The following is a 20,325-nucleotide window of genomic DNA, read 5'->3' as shown; positions in this document are numbered from 1 at the left end:
AATTGCTATGGCCCATTCAAGAGGTTACCTATCGCTTGAGTGCCAGGGACGTTGTGACACACTGAGTGTTTGGCACAATCCCAAGGATGAATAATGTCGAGATTCACCATCGCTGCAGCCCAATCCTTTTCCGTTGCCGGTGATCTGGCGGCGAACATCGCCCGTCATTTGCGCTTCATGGCCGAGGCGGCGGAGCAGGGCGTCGAGCTGCTGGTGTTCCCGGAGCTGTCGCTGACAGGCTACGAAGGCCAAGTGGCGGCAGACCTGGCAATCGATCCGCAGGATGCGGTACTGCAACCCTTGCGCGATTGCGCTCGCGAGCTGGGCCTCACCGCTGTCGTCGGCATGCCGATTCGCAATAAGGAACGTTCGAAGGTATTGATCGGCGCGCTGACATTAGGCGGGAATGGTTCTCTTGAGGTTTACAGCAAACAACATTTGCACAGTGGCGAAGAACGCTTCTATGCCCCTGGGGTTGGTGGTTCGACTCTACGTATAGGCAGCGAGACCGTCGCGCTGGCGGTCTGCGCTGATTTTTCTCATGCCAGCCACGCGGCAGCGGCTGCTGGTGCGGGCGCCGACCTGTACGCAGCAGGCGTGCTGATCGGTGAAAAAGGCTACGGCGTGGATAGCGCGCTGATGCAGGGCTATGCCCAAAACCACTCAATGGCGTTACTGATGGCCAATCACGCCGGGCTCACGGGTGGATGGCAATCGGCGGGTCGCAGCGCGTTCTGGTCTGAAAGCGGTACGTTGGTGGTGGCGGCACAAGGACCGGATGAAGTGTTGGTTATTGCCCGGCGTGATGCCGGCGCATGGCAGGGACGGGTAGTACCCGTGGCGGTGGGCCGGTGACATGGGCATTGCGTCGTGCCGAATCGGCAGATCGGGCGTTCGCCCGAGAGCTGACGTGCCAGAACATGCTGCGCTATTACATTGACCACGATCTGCTGTGGCAGGACGAAGCGTTCGACGTTGCCTGGGATGGCCGCGACAGCTGGCTGATCCTTCTTGGTGAAGCTCCTGTGGGATTTTTCAGTCTCAGTCATGATCGCCGGGCCTTGTACATCCGCGAGCTGCAAATAGCCGAGGCCTTTCGCAGGCAGGGCGCAGGATCCTGGGCGATTGATCAGGTTGTCGCCCTGGCTCACAGCGAAAAACTCCCGGCACTGCGTTTGACAGTATTCAAAAATAATCCGGCACAAAGCCTGTATAAGAGAAAAGGCTTCAAGGAGTGCGGTGAGGACGAGTGTTTCCTGAGGATGCAACTCGATTTCGATACACCTGTGCTCTGAAACCCACGGCCGGCAAGCCTTCGATGATGAATTGAAACTTTTTAAATGATGCTTGCCGCTAGGTCTGTCTGGCACTTTTTGCTAAGGTGTCCGGCATCCCAATAAGACCATATCGCGAGGTGTCTGCTTGATTAGGGTGCTAGTGGTCGACGACCATGATCTCGTTCGTACAGGCATTACACGTATGCTGGCCGATATCGATGGCTTGCAGGTGGTTGGACAGGCCGAGTCCGGGGAAGAATCCCTGATCAAGGCCCGTGAATTGAAACCCGATGTGGTTCTGATGGACGTAAAGATGCCCGGTATTGGTGGCCTCGAGGCCACGCGCAAGCTGTTGCGCAGCCACCCGGACATCAAGGTCGTCGCGGTGACCGTGTGCGAGGAAGATCCGTTTCCTACGCGCCTGTTACAGGCGGGTGCCGCCGGCTACCTGACCAAGGGTGCTGGTTTGCCGGAAATGGTTCAGGCGATCCGTCTGGTGTTTGCCGGGCAGCGCTATATCAGCCCACAGATCGCCCAGCAACTGGCGATCAAATCGTTCCAGCCAACCAACGATTCACCCTTCGATGCCTTGTCCGAACGGGAAATCCAGATCGCACTGATGATTGTCGGCTGCCAGAAGGTGCAGATCATCTCCGACAAACTCTGCCTGTCACCGAAAACGGTGAACACCTACCGCTATCGGATTTTCGAAAAGCTGTCGATCAGCAGTGACGTCGAGCTGACGTTGCTGGCTGTGCGCCACGGCATGGTGGATGCCAGCGCCTGATCATGACTGAAGTATTCGATTCCGGCGCCTTCCTGGCGACTGTCAGCGGGCGCCCCGGCGTCTATCGCATGTTCGACAGCGATGCGCGCCTGCTGTACGTCGGCAAGGCCAAGAACCTCAAGAAGCGCCTTGCCAGCTATTTTCGCAAGACCGGGCTGGCGCCGAAGACCGCAGCGCTGGTCGGGCGCATCGCCCAGGTCGAAACGACCATCACCGCCAACGAAACCGAGGCGTTGCTGCTTGAGCAGACCCTGATCAAGGAGTGGCGGCCGCCGTACAACATTCTGTTGCGCGACGATAAGTCCTATCCCTATGTCTTTCTGTCTGACGGCCAATTCCCACGTCTGAGCATCCACCGTGGCGCGAAGAAGGCAAAGGGCAAGTATTTCGGCCCGTACCCGAGCGCCGGGGCGATTCGCGAAAGTCTCAGTCTCTTGCAAAAAACCTTTTTCGTCCGTCAGTGTGAAGACAGCTATTACAAGAACCGCACGCGCCCGTGCCTTCAATATCAGATCAAACGTTGCAAGGCGCCGTGTGTCGGCCTGGTCGAGCCTGAGGTTTATGCCGAGGATGTGCGCCACTCGGTAATGTTTCTCGAGGGGCGCAGTCATGCCCTGACCAATGAGCTGTCAACGGCAATGGAAGAGGCGGCGATCAATCTCGAATTCGAGCGCGCCGCCGAGCTGCGTGACCAGATCGCCTTGCTGCGCCGGGTTCAGGATCAGCAGAGCATGGAAGGTGGCACGGGCGACATTGATGTCATCGCCGCCTTCGTCAACCCGGGCGGCGCTTGCGTTCACTTGATCAGCGTGCGCGGCGGGCGGGTGTTGGGCAGCAAGAACTTCTTTCCGCAAGTGGGTATCGAGGAGGAGGTTGCCGAAGTCATGGCGGCGTTCCTAGGTCAGTATTACATCAGCAGTCCGGAGCGCGACCTGCCGAGCGAACTGATCGTCAACGTGGTTCCGGAAGACGCCACGGCTCTGATCGACGCCATCCACGAGCTGCGCGGTCGGGAGCTGAGCATCAGCCACCGGGTGCGGGGCACACGGGCGCGCTGGCAGCAGTTGGCGGTCACCAATGCCGAGCAGGCGCTGGGCGCACGCCTGGCCAACCGTCAACACACGGCTGCGCGCTTCGATGCACTGGCTGAAGTGCTGAACCTGGATGAGCCGCCGCAGCGTCTTGAGTGCTATGACATCAGTCACTCCAGTGGTGAGGCTACCGTCGCTTCCTGTGTCGTGTTCGGCCCGGAAGGCGCGATCAAATCCGACTATCGTCGTTACAACATTGAAGGGGTCACGGCGGGTGATGACTATGCAGCCATGCACCAGGCGTTGACCCGACGCTTCAGCAAGCTGAAGGACGGGGAGGGCAAGCTGCCGGACATTCTGTTGGTGGACGGCGGCAAAGGTCAGTTGTCGATGGCCCGTGACGTGCTCAACGAACTGGCAGTGCCGGATCTCATTCTGCTGGGTGTGGCCAAGGGCGCAACACGCAAGGCGGGCTTCGAAACTTTGTATCTCAATGATGCCGCGCATGAGTTCACGCTGCGTGGCGACTCACCGGCGTTGCACCTGATCCAGCAGATTCGTGACGAGGCTCACCGCTTCGCAATTACCGGCCACCGTGCGCGGCGCGGCAAGACCCGTCGTACCTCGACGCTGGAAGGCGTTGCGGGTGTCGGGCCGACCCGACGTCGGGACTTGTTGAAACATTTTGGTGGATTGCAGGAGCTGTCTCGTGCAAGCATCGAAGAGATCGCCAAAGCACCGGGGATCAGTAAAAAGCTCGCAGAGTCGATTTATGCAAACCTGCATAGCGAGTAGAATGCCAACTCACCTCGTAGCCAGTTGTGCCGATGAATATCCCTAATCTGATTACCGTTCTCCGCGTCCTGCTCATCCCGATCTTCATTTTGCTGTTTTACCTGCCTTATCAGTGGAGCTATATGGCCTCCGCCTCGGTATTCGCCTTTGCGGCGGCCACTGACTGGCTCGATGGCTATCTGGCCCGTCGCCTGGAGCAAAGCACGCCGTTCGGCGCATTCCTCGATCCGGTCGCCGATAAGCTGATGGTGGCGGTCGCCCTGGTATTGCTGGTGCAGGAACACGGCAACTTGTGGCTGACACTCCCCGCTGCAGTCATCATTGGCCGTGAGATTGTCGTATCGGCCTTGCGTGAATGGATGGCCGAACTCGGTGCTCGCGCCCATGTAGCGGTGTCCAATCTCGGCAAGTGGAAAACTGCAGCGCAGATGCTGGCGCTGGTGATCCTGCTGGCCAATCCCCGCGACTTCAGCTTCTGGGTACTGCTAGGTTACGCCTTGCTGATGATCTCGGCGGGCCTGACGTTGTGGTCGATGGTTCAATACCTGCGGGCCGCCTGGCCGCATCTGAAAACCGACGTTGAAAAGAAATAAAACTTTTTTGAATCAAAGGGTTGACGGGGCATCTGAAATCTATAGAATGCGCCACACCAAGCGGGAATAGCTCAGTTGGTAGAGCACGACCTTGCCAAGGTCGGGGTCGCGAGTTCGAGTCTCGTTTCCCGCTCCAAGTTTGTACGCGGTTGTTGTTGTGCTACTAAACAGCGATCGTTTGAGGCCGAGTAGCAAAATGGTTATGCAGCGGATTGCAAATCCGCCTACGCCGGTTCGATTCCGACCTCGGCCTCCACTATAAACAAGCTCCGTAGATCCATGATTTACGGGGCTTTTTTATTTTCAGTGTGCTGCAAGATTTAGTCTTGAAATCAGCTACTGTGAACTTGCTTCACCGGGGCGTGATGTATATATTTCCCGCTCTGCTACACAAGGCTCGGCTCTGTCAGGTTTGCTGATAGCTGATTTGAGCACTACACCGCGCTACCGCCCGAATGGCGAAACTGGTAGACGCATGGGACTTAAAATCCCCCGCTCGTAAGGGCGTGCCGGTTCGATTCCGGCTTCGGGCACCATCTTAAATCAAGGGTTTGCGGGCGAAAGCTGAGGCAAACCCTTGTTTGTTTCCGAGTCGCTATTTTTAACTGGCTCCTCGCCAATTCCTTCCATTTCTTCTTGTGCCTGCGCGGGTTTACGTTCATGAACGCGAGCACGAGAGGAGTCTGGCGTAAGTCACTTGAGTTGCACTCTCGTGGCTAAGAAGCCTGGATGTTTTTAACGTTGACGATTAATCAGGCCCAGCCCCACGCTGGGCTTTTTTGTATCTGCTGTTCGGCCAGAAAACAAAAAGCCCAGGCATGCCCGGGCCTGTCAGGGAAAAACACTCAGCGCGAATCAACCTCTTTTGCAGCCTGGGCGTTTGATCGTTCCTTGCGCCTGCGCAGCCAGCTGAAGAATGCGTGTACCGGGTGTAAAAACGCAGCCAGTACGCACAGTAGCATGATGGTGAAAATGGCAATCAGCGGGAGGCTTTCGTGCGAGAACATGGTGGGGTACTCCTGTAGGCACTATGTTGGAACCCGCAGGCTAGACGCATTGGGCCATCCTTGCGATGAACGTATGTTCATCCTCGGGTGCTTGAACTGTGCTACAGAGGGCTCACCAAAATGATTGATTCCAGAGGTGCGCCCGACGCCGGCCTTCAGTTGAGGCCAGCGCCGTGCGTGAAGCGATTACGCAGGTGTGTTTTCAGCTGCGTTTCGGCAGCTTCCAGTTCGGGCGGATGAAATGGCAGGTGTAGCCGTTCGGAATCCGCTCCAGGTAGTCCTGGTGCTCAGGTTCCGCTTCCCAGAACGGCCCGGCAGGTTCGATTTCGGTGACTACCCGGCCCGGCCAAAGACCGGAAGCGTCAACGTCGGCGGCGGTATCCTCGGCGATGTCGCGTTGCTCGTCGTTGAGGTAATAAATCGCCGAACGATAGCTGGGGCCGAGATCGTTGCCTTGACGGTTGGGCGTACTCGGATCGTGGATCTGGAAGAAGAACTCGAGAATCTGCCGGTAGCTGATCACGGCCGGGTCGAAAACGATCTCGATGGCTTCGGCATGAGTACCGTGGTTGCGGTAGGTGGCGTTCGGTACATCGCCGCCGCTGTAGCCGACTCGCGTCTGCAACACGCCGGGATAGCGTCGCAGCAGGTCCTGCATGCCCCAGAAGCAGCCCCCGGCGAGAATCGCGGTTTCGGTTTGTCCGGTCATGATTTTTTTGCCTCTCGGTGACTGTGGATACGGTTCTGGTTATGAGGGCGCGTTGGCTATTTGCAAGCTTGACTCAGGGCTACGGGTTGCTCGAGCCGGTGTTTTCAACAAAAAGCCCTGACGATAAGGCCAGGGCGTTGATGGGGTCGAGTGGTGAATTCGGGGCAATTCGCGTCGAGTGATGGACTAAAAACACGACATCAAGCGGTTATACGAACGCTTGCCCGAAAAAGCCCCGTGGCAGGCGCTGCGGCCCGGCCAGTGCGGTCAGCCGTTCGATCCACTCCGAACGCCAGTCAGACGCACCGTGATCAGCCTTGGTGTGGCGCGCTGCGCGGCGTGCGGCATTGCGCTGGGTCTTGCGTGCTTCTTTGTAGGCGTCGGTGTTGCGGCAGCTGCGGCATTTGACGCGATTGAGTTCCAGGCTTGAGGCAAGGTTGCTGCCCTTGTGACCACAAGCCAGATGTCCGTCTGTTTTGAAATGGATAACCATGAACCGTCTCCTGGGTGACGTGTACAGGTTTTGACCTCCCACACCCCGGGGCGTTCGTTACATCGGCCAGACGGTACGCCGGTTAGCTGTCGTTTATCGCGGCGCAGTCATCTGAAACGCGGCAGTGGCCGCTCGACCGGTTGTAGCGACGACAGGGTGCTGCGGATCAGCGGTGTGTCTTTTTCGATGTCGTTCAGTCGATCGCGGATGCGCAGGGCAGTCGGATGGCCGCCTTGATGGTCGACCCAGTCGGCGATTTCCTTGCAGGCCGCCGCCAGGCGAGCCTGACGGGAGTCGAGCAGGGTGAGGAGGGTGGTGATGGACTCTTTTTCGGACATGGAACACCTCCGTTCAGACAAACCGTTGAGAGGCAGCAAAAAGCCCGCGGGCGGCGAGCGCTTTGCCGTTGGGGGGCGCTGGTCCGTCAGCTGCTTTGAGTATAGACCCCACCTGTCAATTGCATCAGCCGGCCGATCGTCGCGCCGGCAGTAGCGAGCTGGCCGCATTGAGCCGTTGGCATTCGCGTCGGGCATCTTCCTCAAGATCGTAGCCATCACCGATGAAACCGCCGGTGCGGGTGTCATTGATCCGAAACCAGCTGCTGGCCTCGGCGGGCTCGTGCTCGCTTTCCCCGGCGCGGCGGCCGTGAATGATGATCTTGTTGCAGTGCTTCACGACAAATATGTCTTCCATGGCGTCACCACAGCAATTGGTGTCAGATCAACTATAGAAGCCTTGGCCAATCGTGCAAAAAATAGACAGTCAGTTCGTCGGTTGCAGCCGCCATTCTGTGGCATGCCAATCCAGACGGTGCGTCGGTTTCAACGCTTGTAGAAACTCAATGTCGTGGGAAACCGCAACAATTGCGCCGGGAAACGTCTGCAATGCCTGCTCGAAAGCCTCAACCGATGCCAGATCCAGATGATTGCTCGGCTCATCAAGCAGCAACAGTTGCGCAGGCGTCTTGCCCCACAAGGCCACCGCCAGTGCGGCTTTCAAGCGTTCGCCGCCGCTCAGTGAAGCACTTGATCGAGTGACCTGCTGCGCGCCCAGTTGCAGGTGCGCCAGATGGTTGCGCAATTCGCTTTCACTCAACGGACTCTGCAGCGCGAGCAGTTGCTCGATGATGCTGAGACCGTCATCCAGCAGCTGCAGATGCTGGTCCAGATAAGCCGCAGGAACATGGGTGATGCATTCGCCACTGGCGGGATGCAGTTGACCCGCGAGCAACCTGAGCAACGTCGATTTGCCGCAGCCATTCGGACCATTGACGGCGACGCGTACAGGACCGCTCAGCGCAAGATTGAACGGTTGCGCCGGCAACCATGGCACACGCGCATCAATCAGCGTACAGACCCTGCGCGCAGCGGGCACTGCGCTGCCGGGCAGATTCATCAGCACCACATCGTCCGGGAGTACTTTGGCGTAGGCATCGCGCACCTGTGCATCGAGTCCGGATTTGCGCTGCTGATGACCATGACGCACCTGGCCCATGATCTGCCTCGCGGCACCTTTCAGGCCGGCGCGTTCGAAGCCCGAAACGTTGGCGGTTTTGGCGTTGCGCAGTGAGCGGGCGGCATGCCGCTGGATGGTGTCGTGTTCCTTTTGCAAGCGCTGCTGCTCGCGCCGGCGCTCGGTTCTGCTTTGATCCAGTGTCGCTTGCGCTGCCGCCTGATGAATCTGTCGTTGTTGCTGATAAGCGGAAAAATTGCCGCCGAACACCGTGGCGCCCAATGGCGTCAGCTCGACGATACGCTGCATCCGCTCAAGCAATTGGCGGTCATGACTGACAACGATCAATCCGCCACGCCAGCGTTGCAGCTCACGCATCAGCCAGCGCCGACCGGCGGCATCCAGATGGTTGGTCGGCTCATCCAGCACCAGCAGGCGCGCCGGACTCAGGAAGGCGCCGATCAACGCCAGTCGGGCTTGCTGGCCGCCGCTCAGCGACTCGGTCAAATCCGAGGGGGCAATGTCCGGTAGACCCGCGTCATCCAGCCATCGGCGCAGACGTTCGGGCAGATCCCAGCGTTCGCCGAGAATGTCAAAATCTTCCACCGCCGCCTCGCCGGACTGCAGCCGTTGCAATGCGCGAAGAGCGGCAGCGGTGCCCGTGGCGTCGGCCACGGTCTGCGCCGCGTCGGCGGTGAATGTTTGCGCGACATAGGCCAATGGAACCGAGCAAGACACGTTGCCGGCAGTCGGTTGCAGGCGTCCGGCAATCAGCTTGGCCAGCACACTTTTACCGATGCCGTTGCGTCCGACAATCGCGGTGTGGGTGTGATCGAATTGCAGATTCAGGTCGTTGAAAATCGTTTCGCCATTGGCGAACTGAAAACTTGTTTGATTCAGGGAGATGAGGGCAGGCGTACGCGAGACATGAGTCATCGGCACCTCCGAAAAATATCGTGAAGACTGACAGTCGCGCTTCAGCGCGTGTCGCGATTACATTTTCAGAAGGCTTGATTGTTCACTGTCTGCGGTTGTCCTGAAGAGGGGGAAAGGCCGCTAGCGTAGATCAGCGGTGCGCCTCGATCAAGGCGCGTCCATCATTTGCTCGAGAAACATCGCCAGCGCCACTTCCTCTGTACGCAAGCCCTTGCGCACTCTCGGGCGTGGCAGTTCGGCCAGCGCACCGAGCAGGAAGCGCTCGACCACCGCCGGGTGGATGTAGCACTTGCGGCACACCGCCGGGGTGTTGCCCAGCTGTTTGGACACGCTCTTGACCATCTCCACCACGTGCCGTTTCGCCTCGGCTTCCGACTCCCACTGCAGTTCGCGCAATACCGCCAGGGCCAGCGCGCTGCCGGCCCAGGTGCGGTAATCCTTGGCGGTGAAATCGGCGCCGGTAAGGGTTTGCAGGTAGCTGTTGACGTCGTGGGAGCTGACGGTGTGCCGCTCGCCGTTTTCATCCAGATACTGAAACAGATTCTGCCCGGGAATCTCCAGGCAGCGCTTGATGATGCGCGCCAGGCGTCGATCTTTCACGGTGATCTGGTGTTCGATGCCGCTTTTGCCGCGAAACTGGAACAGGATCGCGCTGCCGTTGACCTCGACATGCCGGCTGCGCAGGGTAGTCAGGCCATAGGAGCGGTTGTCCCGCGCGTACTGGGTGTTGCCGACACGAATCAGCGTGGCGTCGAGCAGCGTGATGACCGTGGCCATGACCTTGTCGCGGCTGAAGCCGGGTGCGTCCAGCAGGGTTTCAAGCTGTTTGCGCAACTTCGGCAACGCCATGCCGAACTCTCGCAAGCGCGAGTACTTGTCGGCATCGCGCACCTCGCGCCAGCGCGGGTGATAGCGATACTGCTTGCGGCCCCGGGCATCGCGTCCGGTGGCCTGCAAATGGCCACGCGGATCGGCGCAGATCCACACGTCGGTGTAGGCCGGCGGCACTGCCAGTGAATTGATCCGTTTGATCTCATCAGGGTCGGTGATGCGCTGCCCGGCCGGATCGAAATAGGCGAACTTGCCACGCAGCTTTTTACGGGTGAGGCCGGGTTGGGTATCGTCGACGTAATGCAGGTCGGGCGGTAAGACGTCGGCTAGTACGGTGTCGGGCATGGCGGTGTCCTTGGCGAATCGCTCTGTTACAGCGATTGACCGCGCGCCGTGGCCGTCGTGCCAACCAATTCAGGCCAGCACGGCGACAGCCTTGATCTGCGCCCACAAATGCTGGCCCGGATGGATGCCAAGCTGATCCCGGGAGAAGCGGGTGATCCGCGCCAGCAGCGGTGTACCGCCGGCATCAAGACGAATCAGCACATGCGCGGCATTGTCCGCCGCCAGCTCGCTGACTACGGTCACCGGCAAGCGATTGAGGATGCTGCTGGCCTCGCTGTTGTGCAGGGCCAGACTGATGTCGCGGGCGTGCACCTTGCAGCGCAGGGCCTGACCGACCGTCATCGGTGCGTGAGTCACACGGATATTCATTTCAGTGGCCGGCAGCTGCAGGCTGAGCAATTGATAATCGGCATCGTAGGCGCTGACCTGGCCTTCGATAATCACCCCGGCGTCGTCGCCCAGCGCCATTGGCAGGTCCAGCCGGGCGAGGGTCTCGCCAATCGGGCCGCTGGCCAGGGCCTTGCCGTCGCTGAGCAGCACCAGATGATCGGCCAGGCGCGCGACCTCATCCTGCGCGTGGCTGACGTAAAGCACCGGGATGTCCAGTTCGTCGTGCAAACGTTGCAGGTAAGGCAGGATTTCGTTTTTGCGCTGGCTGTCGAGAGCGGCTAGTGGCTCATCCATCAGCAGCAGTTTCGGGCTGGTCAACAGCGCACGGGCGATGCCGACACGCTGGCGTTCGCCACCGGACAGATGTTGCGGGTGGCGCTCCAGCAAATGACCGATGCCCAGCAGTTCGGTGGCTTGCGCCATGTCGACCCGACGCTGGGCCTTGGCGATGCGTTTAAGGCCAAATTGCAGGTTGGCCAGCACTGACAGGTGCGGAAACAGACTGGCTTCCTGGAACACGTAACCGATTGCACGTTTGTGCGGCGGGACAAAAATCCGTCGCTCGCTGTCCTGCCAGACTTCGTCGTTGATCTTGATGAAACCCTTCTCGGCACGCTCAAGCCCGGCGATACAGCGCAGGCAGGTGGTTTTGCCCGACCCGGAATGTCCATACAGCGCGGTCACGCCGCGCCCCGGCAAATGCAGATCGACATCCAGGTTGAAACCCGAATAAGTGATTTTCAGACGTGCATCAATCATCGATCAGCTCCAGCCCGCGCGGGTCTTGCGGCTGGAGTAGAGCACCAGCAACACCACAAACGAAAACACCAGCATCGCCCCGGCCAGCCAATGGGCCTGGGCATATTCCATCGCCTCGACATGGTCGTAGATCTGCACCGAGACCACGCGGGTCTTGTCGGGAATGTTGCCGCCGATCATCAGCACCACGCCGAATTCACCAACGGTATGCGCGAAACCTAGGATCGCCGCCGTCACGAAACCGGGGCGCGCCAAGGGCAGGATCACGCTGAAAAAAGTGTCCCACGGATTGGCGCGCAAGGTTGCGGCCACTTCCAGTGGGCGGGTGCCGATGGCCGAGAACGCGTTCTGCAACGGTTGCACCACAAACGGCATGGAATAGATCACCGAACCGATTACCAGCCCGGTAAAGCTGAAGGTCAGAGTGCCCAGGCCCAGCCATTGCGTGAAGTGGCCGAGAAAGCCGTTAGGTCCCATCGCCAGCAACAGATAAAAGCCGATCACCGTCGGTGGCAGCACCAAGGGCAGGGCGACGATTGCGCCGATGGGGCCGCGCAGCCAGGAACGGCTGCGCGCCAACCACAGGGCAATCGGCGTGCCGACGACCAGCAGGATAGCGGTGGTCAGGGACGCCAGTTTCAGGGTCAGCCAGATCGCCGCGAAGTCGGCACTCGTCAGCGACATTTAGAGCTGGTAACCGTAGGACTGGATCACCGCAGCGGCTTTCGGGCCTTTGAGGTATTCAACCAGCGCTTTGGCAGCGGCGCTGTCCTTGCCTTTGTTGAGAATCACCGCGTCCTGCTTGATCGGGTCGTGCATGCTGGCGGGAACGATCCACGCCGAACCGCTGCTGACCTTGCCGTCCTTGAAGATCTGCGACAGCGCGACGAAGCCCAGTTCGGCGTTGCCGGTGGACACGAACTGGTAGGCCTGAGTGATGTTCTGGCCTTCGACGATCTTGGCTTTGGTCGCTTCAGTCAGCTTGAGCTTTTCCAGCACCTGAGTGGCGGCCAGGCCGTATGGCGCTGCTTTCGGATTGGCGATGGACAGGTGCTGGTATTCGTTCTTCTTCAGGACTTCACCTTTGGCGTCGACATAACCTTCCTTCGCCGACCACAGGGCCAGGGTGCCGATGGCGTAGGTGAAGCGCGAGCCCTTGACGGTGTCGCCTTCTTTTTCCAGTTTTTCCGGAGTGGTGTCATCCGCCGAGAGGAACACTTCGAATGGCGCGCCGTTCTTGATCTGGGTGTAGAACTGGCCGGTGGCACCGTAGGCGGCGACCAGTTTGTGCCCGGTGTCTTTTTCGAAGTCGGCAGCAATCGCCTGAATCGGCGCGGTGAAGTTGGCGGCAACCGCCACTTGCACTTCATCAGCCTGAACGGTACCGAAGGCGAATACCGCAAGCAAGGTGGCCAGGCAAGTCGGGGCAAAACGTGAGGCACGAATGGTCATGTAACGGCTCCGTTAGGGCGGGTGCAGAGAGCAGTGATTGTTGGAGGTGAACTGCACCGATGCGAAAGGTGAAACGCTATATAGCGAAATATATAGCGAAAGGCCGCTAAACAGGAAGTGCTGGTGAACACCGGGTGAGGTGGTGCCATGTCTCACCCTGTTCGCTGGATCAATGGCGAGCCAGTTTTGCCAGGGCGCCTTGCGCCAGTTGCCGGGTCAGATCAGCGCTGTTCAAATCTTGTCCCAATGGGAACGCCTGACCGGCCCAGAGGTTGCTGAACTGCGCTTCGTTTTTGGCGCGCAACGGCATCAAGGCTCCACCGGCCAGCGGGAAGGCCGGGGCTTTGGCCGACATCGGGCCGATTTCGCGCATCACCCGGTTGAGAATCCCCCGCGCCGGGCGCCCGGTGAACAGATTGGTCACCGCGGTTTCACTCTCCTTGGCGCTGCGCAGCGCCTGGTGATGGGAGGCGCTGACTTTCGCTTCCGGGGTGAACAGATACGCGGTACCGACTTGCACCGCTGACGCACCGAGTACCAGTGCTGCGGCCACACCGCGGGCATCGGCAATCGCCCCGGCAGCAATCACCGGCACCTTGACCGCATCGACGATCTGCGGAACCAGCGCAAAGGTACCGACCTGACTGCTCAAGTCTTCACTTAGAAACATCCCGCGATGACCACCCGCCTCGTACCCCATCGCAATGATTGCATCGCAGCCGTTTTGCTCAAGCCAAACCGCTTCGTCGACGGTGGTGGCAGAGGAGAGGACTTTCGCACCTGTGGCCTTGACCCGTTCCAGCAGGGATTTCTCGGGCAGGCCGAAGTGAAAACTCACCACTGGCGGGCGAAATTCTTCAAGCACCGCGCACGCTGCCGCATCGAATGGCGCGCGGTTGGAAACCGGTGTCGGCGCATCGAAGTCGACGCCCAGTTCGCGGTAGTACGGCTCCAGCAGATGCTTCCAGTCTTGCGCGCGCTGTTCATCGGCGGCCGGTGGCTGGTGGCAGAAGAAATTGACGTTGAACGGTTTGTCCGTGTGCTCACGAATAGTCTTCAGCTCTTCGCGCAGTTGCTCGGTACTCAGCATCGCCGCCGGCATCGAACCCAAGCCTCCGGCATTACACACGGCGATCACCATCGCTGACGTCGTTGCGCCGGCCATCGGGGCCTGGATGATCGGCAGCTCGATGCCGAGCAGGTCAAGGATGCGGGTGTCAGGCCATTGGCTCATTGAAGCGGTACTCCGAACGATGAAACGGGGCAAGGACGGCAGAGGCGGTTTTTTAACAGCAAACCCGGACTCAGGGCCAGCCTGAATTTTCAATGCAGCGATCAGCGTCGATGAAAACCGCCGCCCCCGCCCCCCCCAAATGAGCGGTTCATGAATTGCGAAGAGTTGTGGAAGTTGTTGGTGCGCTGGTTGCCGAAGTTGCGCGCGGCAGACTCGCGATTGAGGTTCTGCAACTGCGCATTGTTGTTGACCGGCGCCGTGCGGGCCGGGCTGCCCTTGACCATCGATTGCCAGCCGTTGTCGGTTTTCTTGTAGACATTGCCGTCGCGCCCGGCATAGACGTTGTCGCCGACCCGGGCGGCGCCGCCGTTGCGGCCTTTCACGCCGGCGTATTGCGTGGTCTTGTCGGTGTTGGGGTTGTACACCGCGCCACGATTGGCGCTGACCTGGGTGCCGGTGCGAGCATTACCTGCGGTGACCCGGCCACCGGCAATGGCGCCACCGTTCGGCCCGACCACTTCACCGCTGCGTCCAGCCGCGTAATTGCCGTTGTAGGCATTGTGCACCGCGCCGCGTTGGCCTGCCGCCGCAATGCCGGTGCGTGAGTTATAGGACGAGCCTACCTGGCCGGCCCAGCGATTGCCGGTCCAGGCGTTGTAGCCGGCGCCATAGCGGCTGACGATCGCGCGGTCGCCCCACTGACGATAAATGTTGCCGGTGGTGCCAGCCCAGCCACCGGGCCCCCAGGCCACAGCACCGCCGCGATATCCATAAGCGGCGCCGCCCCAGGCCAGCGGCGCGGGGTACAGGCGCGGGCCCCAGGCGTAACCCCAGCCGTAATTGCCCCACCACGGATAAGCGCCCCAGCCCCAACCCATCGCCACGGTGTTGCCGCCCCAGCTCCAGCCGAAGCCGAAACCGAAGGTCCAGCCGGTCCACGGTGTGTAGCGCATCGCGACGCCGAAACCGTAGGTCACCGGTGGCCCGTACCAGACGCTGCCGACCCACGGCGTATACGGATAACCGGTGCCGTAGACCACCACACCGGTGGCCGGGTCCAGCGTCGACCCCTGATAACCCGGGGTGTAACCGACCACCACGGTGTCGCCGCTGGATTCATAGACTTTGACGTAGGTGAGGTAATGCATCGGCGAACTCGGCGGGATCGAATAGATCACCGCCGGTACTGAACTGGCGACGGCCCATGGCCCGCTCACCGAGGTGGCGCTGAACCAGATGCCGTTTTCCACCGCATACCAACTGTCGTTGGCGACCCGGATGATTGGCGTGGCGCTGTTGACCACGTACTGCAGCGATGTACTGTTAATTGCCTTGAGTTGCGGCTCGCCATCGAATTGCGGTGCGGTCATTTTCACTGCACTTTTCTTGATCGCCGAGGTTTGCGGAATGGTCGCGGCGATCGCGGCTTCCCTGGCCTGTGGCGTACCTGCGACCGAGGCCTTGACGTTCTCTTTCGGACTGTCGTCGGGGATGTTGGCGAAATCTGCCGGCAGTTTGTCCGCCGGGGTAAACGTCCATGGGCCGCGCATGTCGGCCGCCCGGAACCAGCGTCCTGAGATCAGCACGTAACTGTTCTGGTCGCCGATTTCCTTGAAGATGTGCCCGGTGGTGTTGCTCACGTAGAGCAGGCTGGTGCCCTGAATCGGTAGCCACTGCGCTGCGCCGTCGGTAACGATCAGTTCGGTGGGGGTAGTGGCGATGAAGACTTTCGGTTGCGGCGGTTTGGCCAGGCTGGGGATCTTGTCTTTCGGGTCACTCTGGCCGGTCAGCAGATCGACCTGACGACTCTGAATCGCCGCCTGTCTGGCTTTCTCCAGATCGGCCAGGGGCGTGGTCAGGCGGGTGTATTCGCCGCTGAGGCTGTCGGCAACCATCCAGCCATCGAACACGTGCAGGTAGTGCTTGCCTGCGGCGTCCTCAAGTAGCAGTGGGCGAGTGTTGATCACCCGTTGCAGCGCGGTAGCGTCCACTGATCTGTAGACCGGATCGCCATCAATGTAGACAAGCAGGGCAGGGACGTCGGAACTGATGATCGCCGGCGGGGTGTTCTCCAGTGGGGCGCTGTCGGCCTTCTGCTCCGCCGACAGTACGCCGACGGCGGCCTCGAGTTGATCAAGGGAAATGGTTTTCTTGCGGCTTTCGGCATCTTTTTGCAACGCCGCGAGCCAGACATCGGCCTGGTTGGCATCGGCAGGGAAATCGGCCTTGATGATTTTGTATTGATCCAGCGCGACCCAGCGTGTGGCCTTGTCGACCAGCGTGTGCGCGCTGAACTGGACAATGCCGTAAGTGGGTTTGCCGTCGGCGCCGGTGGCTTCGACGGCGGCCCGGGCATTGAGGGTGTAGCCATCCCAGCTGTCGAGTTGCGGCTGATACACGGTCAGCTTGGCCTTGCCGCTGGTGATCACTTGCGGCCACGTCGGGGCGCTCGGGGCGGTGTCGGCCGCAGAAGTTTTGGTGGCCGGGGCAGGAGCTGCCCAGGCATTGCCAACGGCCAGCAGACATAGCATCAGCATCGCAAGCAACGGGCGCGGGTAAGACATTGTCAGCTCCATCGACAGGGCCGCTTTCAGCAGGAGGGCAGCGAAAGCACGACCGTCGAAAAAGCATAGTCGTCCGCTCTGGAATTACCGGGCGGATTTATGAATTGGCGCAAAGTCGGGTGGGGCAATGTGTTGCTTTGTGTTATTTCAGGGCACGAGGATTTGAACCCATTGATTGAGAGGCAGCCATGTTCAACGGCATTTTGATCGACAAAGATGACAGCGGTTATCACGCCAGCCTGCAACAGATCAGCGAAGCGCAGTTGCCCGAAGGCGACGTGACGGTGCAGGTCGCGTACAGCACGCTGAACTTCAAGGACGGTCTGGCGATCACCGGCAGCAGTCCGGTGGTGCGCAAGTTTCCGATGGTGCCGGGGATCGACCTGGCGGGCACGGTCGAGGTCAGCTCGCATCCTGCCTATAAAGTCGGTGATCAGGTACTGCTCAATGGTTGGGGTGTGGGCGAGAGTCATTGGGGCGGTCTGGCGCAGAAGGCGCGACTCAATGGCGACTGGCTGATTCCGCTGCCCAAGGCTTTTACTCCCGCGCAAGCGATGGCCATCGGTACCGCCGGCTACACGGCAATGCTGTGCATTCTGGCGCTGGAGCGTAACGGCGTCACTCCCGATCAGGGTGAGGTGCTGGTGACGGGTGCCAATGGCGGCGTCGGCAGTTTCGCCATCGCGCTGCTCAGCAAGCTGGGTTATCGCGTGGTGGCGTCCACCGGCCGGGTGTCCGAGCATGAATACCTGAAGCAACTGGGCGCCAGCGAAATCATTGATCGCGCAACCTTGTCGGAGCCGGGCAAGCCGCTGGCCAAGGAGCGCTGGGGCGGGGTGATCGATTCGGTCGGCAGTCACACTTTGGCCAACGCCTGTGCCAGCACCCGCGCGGAAGGCACAGTGGCGGCCTGCGGCCTGGCTCAGGGCATGGATTTTCCGGCATCGGTGGCACCGTTCATTCTGCGCGGAGTGACCCTGGCCGGAATCAACAGCGTGACCCAGCCCAAGGCTCGGCGGATCGAGGCCTGGGAGCGTCTGGCCAAGGATCTGGATTTCGCCCTGTTGCCCTTGATCAGCCATGAAATCGCCCTGAGCGAAGCCATCGACGCGGCGCCGAAACTGCTGGCCGGACAGCTGCGTGGCAGGGTTGTGGTCGACGTCAATCGCTGACAGAGTAGGCGTCATTGCGGCTCGGTGTGGAGCCGCTTTTTCATCAAAGAACAAGCCGAGCGCATTCCCGGCAAGATTTGCTAAGACTGGGTTTCCCGCTCCAGCAATTGGCGTTTACGCTCAACGCCCCAACGATACCCCGACAGATTGCCATCGCTGCGTACCACGCGATGGCAGGGGATTGCTACGGCCAGACGGTTGGCGCCGCAGGCTTGCGCCACGGCGCGCATGGAGGTCGGCGCGCCAATGCGTTGAGCGATTTCGGCGTAACTGGCGGTACGGCCCACTGGAATCTCCCGCAACGCCTGCCACACCCGTTCCTGAAACGCGGTGCCGCGCACGTCCAGTGGCAAATCGAGGCCCAGCGCTGGCGCCTCGATGAAACCTACCACCTTGGCAATCAACTGCTCGAAGCCGGCATCGGCGCCAATCAGGTTGGCTTGACGGAACTGATCCTGCAGATCGCAGACCAGTTGGTGCGGATCGTCACCCAACAGAATCGCGCACACCCCGCGTTCGCTTTGCGCCACCAGAATCGCCCCGAGTGAACATTGGCCAACGGCAAAATGAATGTCATTGTTGCGTCCCGCAGCGCGGTAGTCGCCGGGCTTCATGCCCAGTACCTTGTCGGCTGACTCATAAAAGCGGCTGTTGGAATTGAAACCCGCGTCGTACAACGCATCAGTCACCGAGCCGCCGTCTGCGAGCCGTTCACGCACCCGGCGCGAACGATGCGCCGCTGCGTAGCCTTTGGGCGTCAGGCCGGTAGCAGCCTTGAACACGCGATGAAAATGGAACGGGCTGAGTCCGGCGACCTCGGCGAGTTCATTGAGCACGGGCACTGTTTCACTCGACTCGATCTGTCGACAGGCCATCGCCACGGTCGCGGCGTGCTGGCTGGCGACTTCAGTCTGATCCTTGCTCGTGCGTTTGCTTGGGCGATAGCCCGCCGCTTCGGCAGCTTGAGCACTTTCGAAGAACTCGACGTTCTGCGGTTTGGGCAATCGCGAAAGGCTGCTCGGGCGGCAATAGATACCAGTGGTTTTCACCGCGTAGACAAACTGCCCGTCGGCCCGTGGATCCCGCGCAACCACGGCAGCCCAGCGCGGATCGGCTTCAACGTTGATGATGGGCGAAAGCTTTTTCATGGCGAGTAGTCCGTTGACCTGTTTGATTCAGGTTAACCGGCAGCGATGTTGGTAACACTCCGGGCCTTGCGGTCAAACTTTTCAGATCACCCGGCGACACGCAAGGTCAGATTGATCCGACGTTCGCCCAGACGCGGATGTTGGCCTGGCTTGATCGGCAGCACTCCGTGAAAACGCAAGCGATCGACTCCGCCCCAGACCACCATGTCCCCATGCAGCAGAGGAATGCGCTGGCTCTTGTCGCTGCGTAAAAAACCACCGAACAGGAACATCGCCGGCAATCCCAGGGACAGTGAGACAATCGGCGCCGCGTAGGCATTTTCGTCTTTGTCCTGATGCAAAGACATCTTCGCGCCGGGGACATATTGGTTGATCAGGCAGGAGTCAGCGTGGAAGTCGGCAAACCCTGCGCGTTGCGCCGCTGTCTGCGCCAGTTCGGACAGCACCTCAGGCATGTCTGGCCAGGGCTTGCCGCTCAGCGGATCCACAGCGCTATAGCGATAACCGCTGCGGTCAGTGATCCAGCCCAACGCGCCGCAACTGCTGGTGCCCACCGACATGCTGAAGCCGCCCGGGGTCATCATGTGGCGTAACGGCGCTGCGGCGAGAATGGCATCCAGCGCCGGCAGCAGTTCATCGATCACCGGCAGGGCGAAGCCGCGCAACACCCACGATTGCTCGCCGATCTGTTCATCGCGGGGCTGTTGTTCGAGAGCGTCGTCGGCAAACAGATCGAGGGTGGTCGGGTGCATGGCGGTCATTGAACCTCGTGACAGACAGTGCCAAGGGTATGCCACTTCTCCCTGGTCGGCACTTAGAGCGCTTTGCTGACGGCGATATCGCTGATCTCGTCGTCAGTCTGGCCGTGGATGGCGTCCAGCGCAGCCTTGGCTTCTTCCACGGTGCCGTTTTCCAGTTGCGCGAACTCGAAGCGGCGTTCGCCGTTGAGCTTGTATTTGATGACGTATTTGGTCGTTTGGGCCACGGTCGTGCTTACCTTTGCGTTGGGGGCGACTCAGCTGAGTTTGGAGCTGGAGCGGCGGATGATCTTGATCGAGTGGGTCAGGGTCGGCTTGCGCGTGACGCTGATGGCGCGACGGCTGACGGTGTCGATGGTGATGTTCCAGAAACCGGTACTCGGTGCGGTGATGCGCGCAGGAAACGTGTCGAAAGCGCCGCCGTGGTAGGTGTGGCGTCCGCCGTTCTTGAAGGCGCGGAAGTTGGCGTCGTTCATCAAGCGGATGTTGCAGGTTTGCGAGCACTGGATGACGACGATGTCGTCTTCGTTGAGGTGCTCGCGCTGGTGAATGAATTTCATGGGCGCCTCCAGAAGGGCTTTTTCTACTAAAT

At 60.2% G+C, this 20,325-nt stretch carries 22 protein-coding genes and 3 tRNA genes; 9 read left to right on the top strand and 16 right to left on the bottom strand.

All coding sequences use genetic code 11. The features are described 5' to 3' along the window. The first annotated feature begins 93 nt into the window (after positions 1 to 93). From ACS4NR_RS08870 to ACS4NR_RS08835, 8 genes are all read left to right on the top strand, one after another. Positions 94 to 855 carry a carbon-nitrogen hydrolase family protein gene (locus ACS4NR_RS08870; RefSeq protein WP_456019742.1) on the top strand — a complete coding sequence of 254 codons (762 nt, stop codon included), beginning with the start codon at positions 94 to 96 and terminating at the stop codon, positions 853 to 855. Then, positions 852 to 1,295: a GNAT family N-acetyltransferase gene (locus ACS4NR_RS08865; protein ID WP_347814279.1), complete on the top strand. Its 444-nt coding sequence runs from the start codon at positions 852 to 854 to the stop codon at positions 1,293 to 1,295. Before ACS4NR_RS08870 ends, ACS4NR_RS08865 begins: the two co-directional genes overlap by 4 nt. 127 nt (positions 1,296 to 1,422) lie before the next feature. Next, a complete protein-coding gene (gene gacA / locus ACS4NR_RS08860) occupies positions 1,423 to 2,064 on the top strand; it encodes a response regulator transcription factor GacA (RefSeq protein ID WP_024012761.1) in 642 nt (213 codons plus the stop codon). A gap of 2 nt (positions 2,065 to 2,066) precedes the next feature. After that, complete coding sequence (uvrC, locus tag ACS4NR_RS08855) at positions 2,067 to 3,890, top strand: excinuclease ABC subunit UvrC (protein ID WP_095136133.1); 1,824 nt, start codon at positions 2,067 to 2,069, stop codon at positions 3,888 to 3,890. Positions 3,891 to 3,922: 32 nt separating this feature from the next. Next, positions 3,923 to 4,483 (top strand): CDP-diacylglycerol--glycerol-3-phosphate 3-phosphatidyltransferase, encoded by a 561-nt coding sequence (gene pgsA / locus ACS4NR_RS08850; RefSeq protein WP_003225417.1) that lies wholly within the window; start codon positions 3,923 to 3,925, stop codon positions 4,481 to 4,483. Between the two features lie 60 nt (positions 4,484 to 4,543). Continuing rightward, positions 4,544 to 4,619, top strand: a tRNA-Gly gene (locus tag ACS4NR_RS08845). 46 nt (positions 4,620 to 4,665) lie between these two features. Next, positions 4,666 to 4,739 (top strand) — tRNA-Cys (locus tag ACS4NR_RS08840). A gap of 193 nt (positions 4,740 to 4,932) precedes the next feature. Then, a tRNA-Leu gene (locus ACS4NR_RS08835) sits at positions 4,933 to 5,019 on the top strand. Positions 5,020 to 5,328: 309 nt separating this feature from the next. Here ACS4NR_RS08835 and ACS4NR_RS08830 read toward each other — a convergent pair. The 12 genes from ACS4NR_RS08830 to ACS4NR_RS08775 form a co-directional block, all read right to left on the bottom strand. After that, entirely contained in the window at positions 5,329 to 5,490 is a 162-nt protein-coding gene (locus ACS4NR_RS08830) for a hypothetical protein (RefSeq protein WP_166495875.1), read from the bottom strand. A gap of 202 nt (positions 5,491 to 5,692) precedes the next feature. After that, on the bottom strand, positions 5,693 to 6,199 hold the full coding sequence (gene msrA, locus ACS4NR_RS08825) for a peptide-methionine (S)-S-oxide reductase MsrA (RefSeq protein ID WP_456019741.1): 507 nt from the start codon (positions 6,197 to 6,199) through the stop codon (positions 5,693 to 5,695). Between the two features lie 208 nt (positions 6,200 to 6,407). Continuing rightward, positions 6,408 to 6,692 (bottom strand): hypothetical protein, encoded by a 285-nt coding sequence (locus ACS4NR_RS08820; RefSeq protein WP_166495873.1) that lies wholly within the window; start codon positions 6,690 to 6,692, stop codon positions 6,408 to 6,410. Between the two features lie 107 nt (positions 6,693 to 6,799). Continuing rightward, a complete protein-coding gene (locus tag ACS4NR_RS08815) occupies positions 6,800 to 7,030 on the bottom strand; it encodes a hypothetical protein (protein ID WP_007964939.1) in 231 nt (76 codons plus the stop codon). Between the two features lie 124 nt (positions 7,031 to 7,154). After that, on the bottom strand, positions 7,155 to 7,385 hold the full coding sequence (locus tag ACS4NR_RS08810; protein WP_095136127.1) for a hypothetical protein: 231 nt from the start codon (positions 7,383 to 7,385) through the stop codon (positions 7,155 to 7,157). Positions 7,386 to 7,454: 69 nt separating this feature from the next. After that, entirely contained in the window at positions 7,455 to 9,080 is a 1,626-nt protein-coding gene (locus ACS4NR_RS08805) for an ABC-F family ATP-binding cassette domain-containing protein (RefSeq protein ID WP_456019740.1), read from the bottom strand. Between the two features lie 147 nt (positions 9,081 to 9,227). Further along, complete coding sequence (locus tag ACS4NR_RS08800; protein ID WP_204894513.1) at positions 9,228 to 10,256, bottom strand: DNA topoisomerase IB; 1,029 nt, start codon at positions 10,254 to 10,256, stop codon at positions 9,228 to 9,230. 69 nt (positions 10,257 to 10,325) lie between these two features. Next, positions 10,326 to 11,405 (bottom strand): molybdenum ABC transporter ATP-binding protein, encoded by a 1,080-nt coding sequence (gene modC, locus ACS4NR_RS08795; RefSeq protein WP_456019739.1) that lies wholly within the window; start codon positions 11,403 to 11,405, stop codon positions 10,326 to 10,328. 3 nt (positions 11,406 to 11,408) lie between these two features. Next, positions 11,409 to 12,089 (bottom strand): molybdate ABC transporter permease subunit, encoded by a 681-nt coding sequence (gene modB / locus ACS4NR_RS08790; protein WP_204894515.1) that lies wholly within the window; start codon positions 12,087 to 12,089, stop codon positions 11,409 to 11,411. Further along, positions 12,090 to 12,857, bottom strand: a complete 768-nt coding sequence (gene modA / locus ACS4NR_RS08785) for a molybdate ABC transporter substrate-binding protein (RefSeq protein ID WP_456019738.1) — start codon at positions 12,855 to 12,857, stop codon at positions 12,090 to 12,092. A gap of 169 nt (positions 12,858 to 13,026) precedes the next feature. Further along, a complete protein-coding gene (locus tag ACS4NR_RS08780; protein WP_456019737.1) occupies positions 13,027 to 14,091 on the bottom strand; it encodes an NAD(P)H-dependent flavin oxidoreductase in 1,065 nt (354 codons plus the stop codon). Between the two features lie 101 nt (positions 14,092 to 14,192). Further along, a complete protein-coding gene (locus ACS4NR_RS08775) occupies positions 14,193 to 16,655 on the bottom strand; it encodes an autotransporter (RefSeq protein ID WP_456019736.1) in 2,463 nt (820 codons plus the stop codon). Between the two features lie 188 nt (positions 16,656 to 16,843). On the opposite strand from ACS4NR_RS08775, the gene acuI reads away from it, so the two are divergent. Continuing rightward, a complete protein-coding gene (gene acuI, locus ACS4NR_RS08770; RefSeq protein WP_456019735.1) occupies positions 16,844 to 17,827 on the top strand; it encodes an acrylyl-CoA reductase (NADPH) in 984 nt (327 codons plus the stop codon). Positions 17,828 to 17,907: 80 nt separating this feature from the next. Here the strand turns inward: acuI and ada are convergent, their stop codons facing one another. From ada to ACS4NR_RS08750, 4 genes are all read right to left on the bottom strand, one after another. Then, complete coding sequence (gene ada, locus ACS4NR_RS08765) at positions 17,908 to 18,975, bottom strand: bifunctional DNA-binding transcriptional regulator/O6-methylguanine-DNA methyltransferase Ada (protein WP_456019733.1); 1,068 nt, start codon at positions 18,973 to 18,975, stop codon at positions 17,908 to 17,910. A gap of 86 nt (positions 18,976 to 19,061) precedes the next feature. Next, complete coding sequence (gene alkB, locus ACS4NR_RS08760) at positions 19,062 to 19,727, bottom strand: DNA oxidative demethylase AlkB (protein WP_456020379.1); 666 nt, start codon at positions 19,725 to 19,727, stop codon at positions 19,062 to 19,064. Between the two features lie 62 nt (positions 19,728 to 19,789). After that, positions 19,790 to 19,960: a hypothetical protein gene (locus ACS4NR_RS08755; protein WP_456019732.1), complete on the bottom strand. Its 171-nt coding sequence runs from the start codon at positions 19,958 to 19,960 to the stop codon at positions 19,790 to 19,792. 30 nt (positions 19,961 to 19,990) lie between these two features. After that, complete coding sequence (locus tag ACS4NR_RS08750) at positions 19,991 to 20,293, bottom strand: DUF1883 domain-containing protein (RefSeq protein WP_041064472.1); 303 nt, start codon at positions 20,291 to 20,293, stop codon at positions 19,991 to 19,993. Positions 20,294 to 20,325 lie beyond the last annotated feature (32 nt).

Source organism: Pseudomonas sp. JQ36 (genome assembly GCF_053851495.1).
Note: the sequence above shows the minus strand (reverse complement) of the source record. Positions and strands in the feature narration are given on the sequence as shown.

Excerpts from the sequence above, each read along its gene's own strand:
- ACS4NR_RS08800 (WP_204894513.1), bottom strand. The coding sequence starts at position 10,256 with ATGCCCGACACCGTACTAGCCGACGTCTTACCGCCCGACCTGCATTAC.
- ACS4NR_RS08830 (WP_166495875.1), bottom strand. The coding sequence starts at position 5,490 with ATGTTCTCGCACGAAAGCCTCCCGCTGATTGCCATTTTCACCATCATG.
- pgsA (WP_003225417.1), top strand. The coding sequence starts at position 3,923 with ATGAATATCCCTAATCTGATTACCGTTCTCCGCGTCCTGCTCATCCCG.
- alkB (WP_456020379.1), bottom strand. The coding sequence starts at position 19,727 with ATGCACCCGACCACCCTCGATCTGTTTGCCGACGACGCTCTCGAACAA.
- ACS4NR_RS08780 (WP_456019737.1), bottom strand. The coding sequence starts at position 14,091 with ATGAGCCAATGGCCTGACACCCGCATCCTTGACCTGCTCGGCATCGAG.
- ACS4NR_RS08805 (WP_456019740.1), bottom strand. The coding sequence starts at position 9,080 with ATGACTCATGTCTCGCGTACGCCTGCCCTCATCTCCCTGAATCAAACA.
- ACS4NR_RS08750 (WP_041064472.1), bottom strand. The coding sequence starts at position 20,293 with ATGAAATTCATTCACCAGCGCGAGCACCTCAACGAAGACGACATCGTC.
- modB (WP_204894515.1), bottom strand. The coding sequence starts at position 12,089 with ATGTCGCTGACGAGTGCCGACTTCGCGGCGATCTGGCTGACCCTGAAA.
- msrA (WP_456019741.1), bottom strand. The coding sequence starts at position 6,199 with ATGACCGGACAAACCGAAACCGCGATTCTCGCCGGGGGCTGCTTCTGG.
- ACS4NR_RS08815 (WP_007964939.1), bottom strand. The coding sequence starts at position 7,030 with ATGTCCGAAAAAGAGTCCATCACCACCCTCCTCACCCTGCTCGACTCC.
- ACS4NR_RS08870 (WP_456019742.1), top strand. The coding sequence starts at position 94 with ATGTCGAGATTCACCATCGCTGCAGCCCAATCCTTTTCCGTTGCCGGT.
- ACS4NR_RS08775 (WP_456019736.1), bottom strand. The coding sequence starts at position 16,655 with ATGTCTTACCCGCGCCCGTTGCTTGCGATGCTGATGCTATGTCTGCTG.
- modC (WP_456019739.1), bottom strand. The coding sequence starts at position 11,405 with ATGATTGATGCACGTCTGAAAATCACTTATTCGGGTTTCAACCTGGAT.
- ACS4NR_RS08810 (WP_095136127.1), bottom strand. The coding sequence starts at position 7,385 with ATGGAAGACATATTTGTCGTGAAGCACTGCAACAAGATCATCATTCAC.
- ada (WP_456019733.1), bottom strand. The coding sequence starts at position 18,975 with ATGAAAAAGCTTTCGCCCATCATCAACGTTGAAGCCGATCCGCGCTGG.
- ACS4NR_RS08820 (WP_166495873.1), bottom strand. The coding sequence starts at position 6,692 with ATGGTTATCCATTTCAAAACAGACGGACATCTGGCTTGTGGTCACAAG.
- uvrC (WP_095136133.1), top strand. The coding sequence starts at position 2,067 with ATGACTGAAGTATTCGATTCCGGCGCCTTCCTGGCGACTGTCAGCGGG.
- modA (WP_456019738.1), bottom strand. The coding sequence starts at position 12,857 with ATGACCATTCGTGCCTCACGTTTTGCCCCGACTTGCCTGGCCACCTTG.
- acuI (WP_456019735.1), top strand. The coding sequence starts at position 16,844 with ATGTTCAACGGCATTTTGATCGACAAAGATGACAGCGGTTATCACGCC.